At 57.3% G+C, this 3,505-nt stretch carries 3 protein-coding genes; all 3 read right to left on the minus strand.

All coding sequences use genetic code 11. The features are described from left to right. Positions 1–143 precede the first annotated feature (143 nt). Positions 144–2,687, minus strand: a complete 2,544-nt coding sequence (locus G497_RS0112425) for a phage tail tape measure protein (RefSeq protein WP_027188381.1) — start codon at positions 2,685–2,687, stop codon at positions 144–146. A gap of 130 nt (positions 2,688–2,817) precedes the next feature. Continuing rightward, positions 2,818–3,003: a hypothetical protein gene (locus G497_RS0112435; RefSeq protein WP_027188382.1), complete on the minus strand. Its 186-nt coding sequence runs from the start codon at positions 3,001–3,003 to the stop codon at positions 2,818–2,820. Between the two features lie 20 nt (positions 3,004–3,023). Further along, complete coding sequence (locus G497_RS0112440; RefSeq protein WP_027188383.1) at positions 3,024–3,380, minus strand: DUF6848 family protein; 357 nt, start codon at positions 3,378–3,380, stop codon at positions 3,024–3,026. Positions 3,381–3,505 lie beyond the last annotated feature (125 nt).

The raw sequence follows: 3,505 nt of genomic DNA on the forward strand, positions 1-3,505 counted from the left end.
TCCGTTCGGGCTACGTTGAGATGAACAGCCAGCAAAGCTGTCTGTTCCCTCCGCCCTCCCTCCACGGCTCGCTATGCTCGCGACTGCCGTCGGCTTTAGTGAAGTAACGAGGCCAAACGAAAAACTGAGCGTTTCCAATAAGTTTATTGGTCGTCTGCGTCGTACTGCTCTAAAAAGTTCTTCAGTTCGTCCATGAAGGTTTGCCCATTGGTAACACTGGGCAGGGTGACGGTAAGGTTGCTGATGGTGATGGTACGCCCCCCCTGCCCGCCAGCGGCCTGCCTGCCGGGCACAGTGGCAGGCGGGGGCGCTGCCTGCCCGGTGGCCAGAGCCGGGGCATAAGCAGGCTCCAGCCCCGGAAAGAGTAGGGAACCTGCTTCTTCCAGCCCCATGCGGGCAAAAGCGCTGGCCTGGTCAAAAGCCCCGGCAATGCGGGAAATAAAGCCACCTTCCGCCCCGGTGATGCCTTGGCCAAGGGTGCCCAAAATGGCAGCGCCGCTGGCGGTGAGGTCGGAAAATGGGCCGCGTTTGGCGTCGGAAAACGGCAGGTATTCACGCACGCTGGAGAACGCATCAGAAACGCTGTTAACCAGCCCGTCTTTGGCGCTTTTAATGCCATCTACCAACGTGCCCAGGATTTTGGCCCCGCATTCAAACAGGTTGATGCTGTCCAGAAAGGCCATGACATCATTCCACACGGCCTTCATTTCTTCCCCAAAGCCAAGGCAGCTTGCCAGATTGATAAGGGCTTGGCCTATGTTTTCTACCATGCTGCGCAGAGCGGTGGCGGCCCCGGCCAGGTCGCCGGTGAACAATGCGCACAACAAATCAAAGGTGTTTATGCCAATTTCCAGGGGAATAAGGAGCTGTTCCAATGCCCAGGCCACGGCATCCAGGGCACCACACACAACAGTACCCAGGAGTGACCCCAGGCGAAACCAGGTATCGGTTCCGCTGGTGACTTCCCCACCAAAAAGCATGGCCAGCACCCGGCTGATGCGCTCTCCTATGCGGGCAAAGGCGTTGCCAAACTTATCGAGAACGGCACCAAAGCGCTGGCGGAATGCAAACAGGTGTTCCTGCACCTGCATAAACGCTGCCTTGAAGAACCAGCGGAACCGGGCAGCCAGTTTGCTGGCATTGGTGACAAGGCCCACCAGCCCGGCGGCTTCAATTTTTTCCGCCAGTTCCCCGCGAATTTCCCCGCTGCCGCCGGAGAGGGTTTTGAACACGGCCACAACCCCCTGGCACACCAGAGAAATGGTGTCGTACCAGCGGTTGACAGTATCTGCCATGCCGCCAAAGTTGTTTTTATAGGCAAGGTACAGGCCATAGCCGAGGCCCATGAGCAGCCACACCGGGGCCCCTAAGCCAAGCAAGGCCCCTTTAAGGGCCCCAATGCCTGCGCTGAGGAAGGGCATGGCCGCGCCCACGGCCCATATGGCCCCGGCAAACAGGGTAATGCCCACAACAACACTGGCAACGGCCCCGGCCATGCGCAAAAACCATTGGCCACCGGGGGTGGCAAAGAGGTTGCGGATGCTGTCCACCACTTCCCCCAGCCAGTTGGCTGCTTCAGAAACATAAGGCAGAAAGACGTTGCCAATGATGACTGCCAGGGCATAGAAGCGGTTGGAAAGCAGTTGCAGGCTATTTTCTGTTGTTTTGCTGCGGGTGTTGAATTCATCCTGCATGCTGCCTGCAAAATTGGCAGCGTTGCCCACCAAGTTAAACGCCTGGGAAAGGTTGCCCATGTTGGCAAGAAGCGGCGCAATGGCCCCAATGCTTTCTTCCCCAAACATTTCTGTAAGCAGGGAAACCTGCAATTCCTTAGGCTTGTTGGCAATGGCTTCCAGCACCTTGAAAATGGTGCCCTGGGCATCTGTTTGCATGTCCTTCGCCATTTGGGTGACAGACAGGCCGAGGTCGCCAAACGCACCACGGGCGCGTTTGCTCATGGCTTCGCCTTTTACCAGGGTGGAGGTAAACCTTTTCAGGGCAGTGGCAGCAATTTCCGGGCTGGCCCCGGCGGAAAGAAAGGCAGCGCCCAGGGCGGCCACCTGTGTTTCCGCCAGGCCGCAGGTAACGGCCAGTGGCCCTACCCGCTGGATAACTTCCCCCAGGGCCGGGGCCGTGGCGTTCATATTGTTGGAAAGATGGTTCACGGCATCGGCCAGGGCGTATACCTGTGGCAGGGCCAGGTTCATACCTGCCCGCCAGTCTGCCATCATTTTTCCGGCCAGGTCGCCTGTTAAGTCAAAGGCCACGCCCATTTTGGCGGCTTGTTCGGCAAATTCGGCAAGGTCTTGTTTGGCAACGCCACTTTGGGCAGCACTGGCAATAATGGCGGCTATGCCTTCCGCAGCCATGGGAATGCGGGTGGACATACCCAGGATGCTTTCGCCCATGGCGTCAAAGTCGGCCTGGGTTTCAAAGTTCACTACTTTGCCCACGTCGGCCATGGCACTTTCAAAGGCCATGGCCTTGCCTGTGGCAAAGCCAAGCCCCAAGGCCAGGGCGGCAAAAAGCATGGCCAGGGGGGCCATGGCGCGGGCCAGCGCCCCCATGTTGGCACCAAGGGAGCCTATCATGCCATCTGTTTTTTTCAGCATACCCTGGATGCGGGCAAGGCCGCCGGAGAGCAAATCTTGCAAGCTGAATATGGCGTTGACGACCATGCCTTCCATGTTATTTTCCTTTTTTCCGTTCGGGCTGCGTGGAGATGTGCGGGGCAGCAAAGCTGCCCGCACCCTCCGCCCTCACTCCACGGCTCGCTAACGCTCGCGACTGCCGTCGGCTTTAAGGTTTACTTGATTATTAATTTTTGGCACCAAACGCCTTGGCGACTGCGTTACCTATGAGCGTACTCAAATTTTCCAATTCCCGTTTTTCCAGGGCCAGGGCCATTTCAAGCTGTGGCATGAAGTCTTCCATATTCTCTGCCGGGGCAACCCCCAGGTAGCGGCGCACCAGGCCGCCATGCAGCAGGGCCGCCTCCAACATGGCGGCGGCCCCGGCCCCTTCTACTTTCCCTTGCGCACGCTGCCCATGCCTGCGCTTTTGAACACTTCGTCGGCAAAGGAGGCTGCCACCAAGGGGTATTGTTCAAAGGTTTTGCGGGCGTTGTCGCGTTCATCCGGCGCGGTAAGTTCAACCAGCACTTCTTTTTGGGTGTCCATGCTTTTGTCTTTGCCCGCCTTGGCAATGCGCAGAATGTGCTGGCGCTGGGGTTTGCGAATGTGCAGGGTGATGCACACTTCCGTATCTTCAGCATTCACAAATTCCGAGGTGTAGGGGTAGTGCTTGAAGCCGTTTGCTTCCAGCACATCAATTTCCGTTTGTGTTGTTCCGTCTTCATGGTCGCTAGGGTCGTAGGTCATTTTGGTATCCTTATATAATGATGGGGTGGGGAAACGCTGATTTATTCCGTTTGGCGGCGTTACTTCACTTTTTTTGAAACAGTCGAGGACGGAAGAGTCCACTCCTGCTTCAAAAAAAGCTCGTG

The sequence above is a fragment of the Desulfovibrio cuneatus DSM 11391 genome (assembly GCF_000430005.1).
Lineage (GTDB): Bacteria > Desulfobacterota > Desulfovibrionia > Desulfovibrionales > Desulfovibrionaceae > Frigididesulfovibrio > Frigididesulfovibrio cuneatus.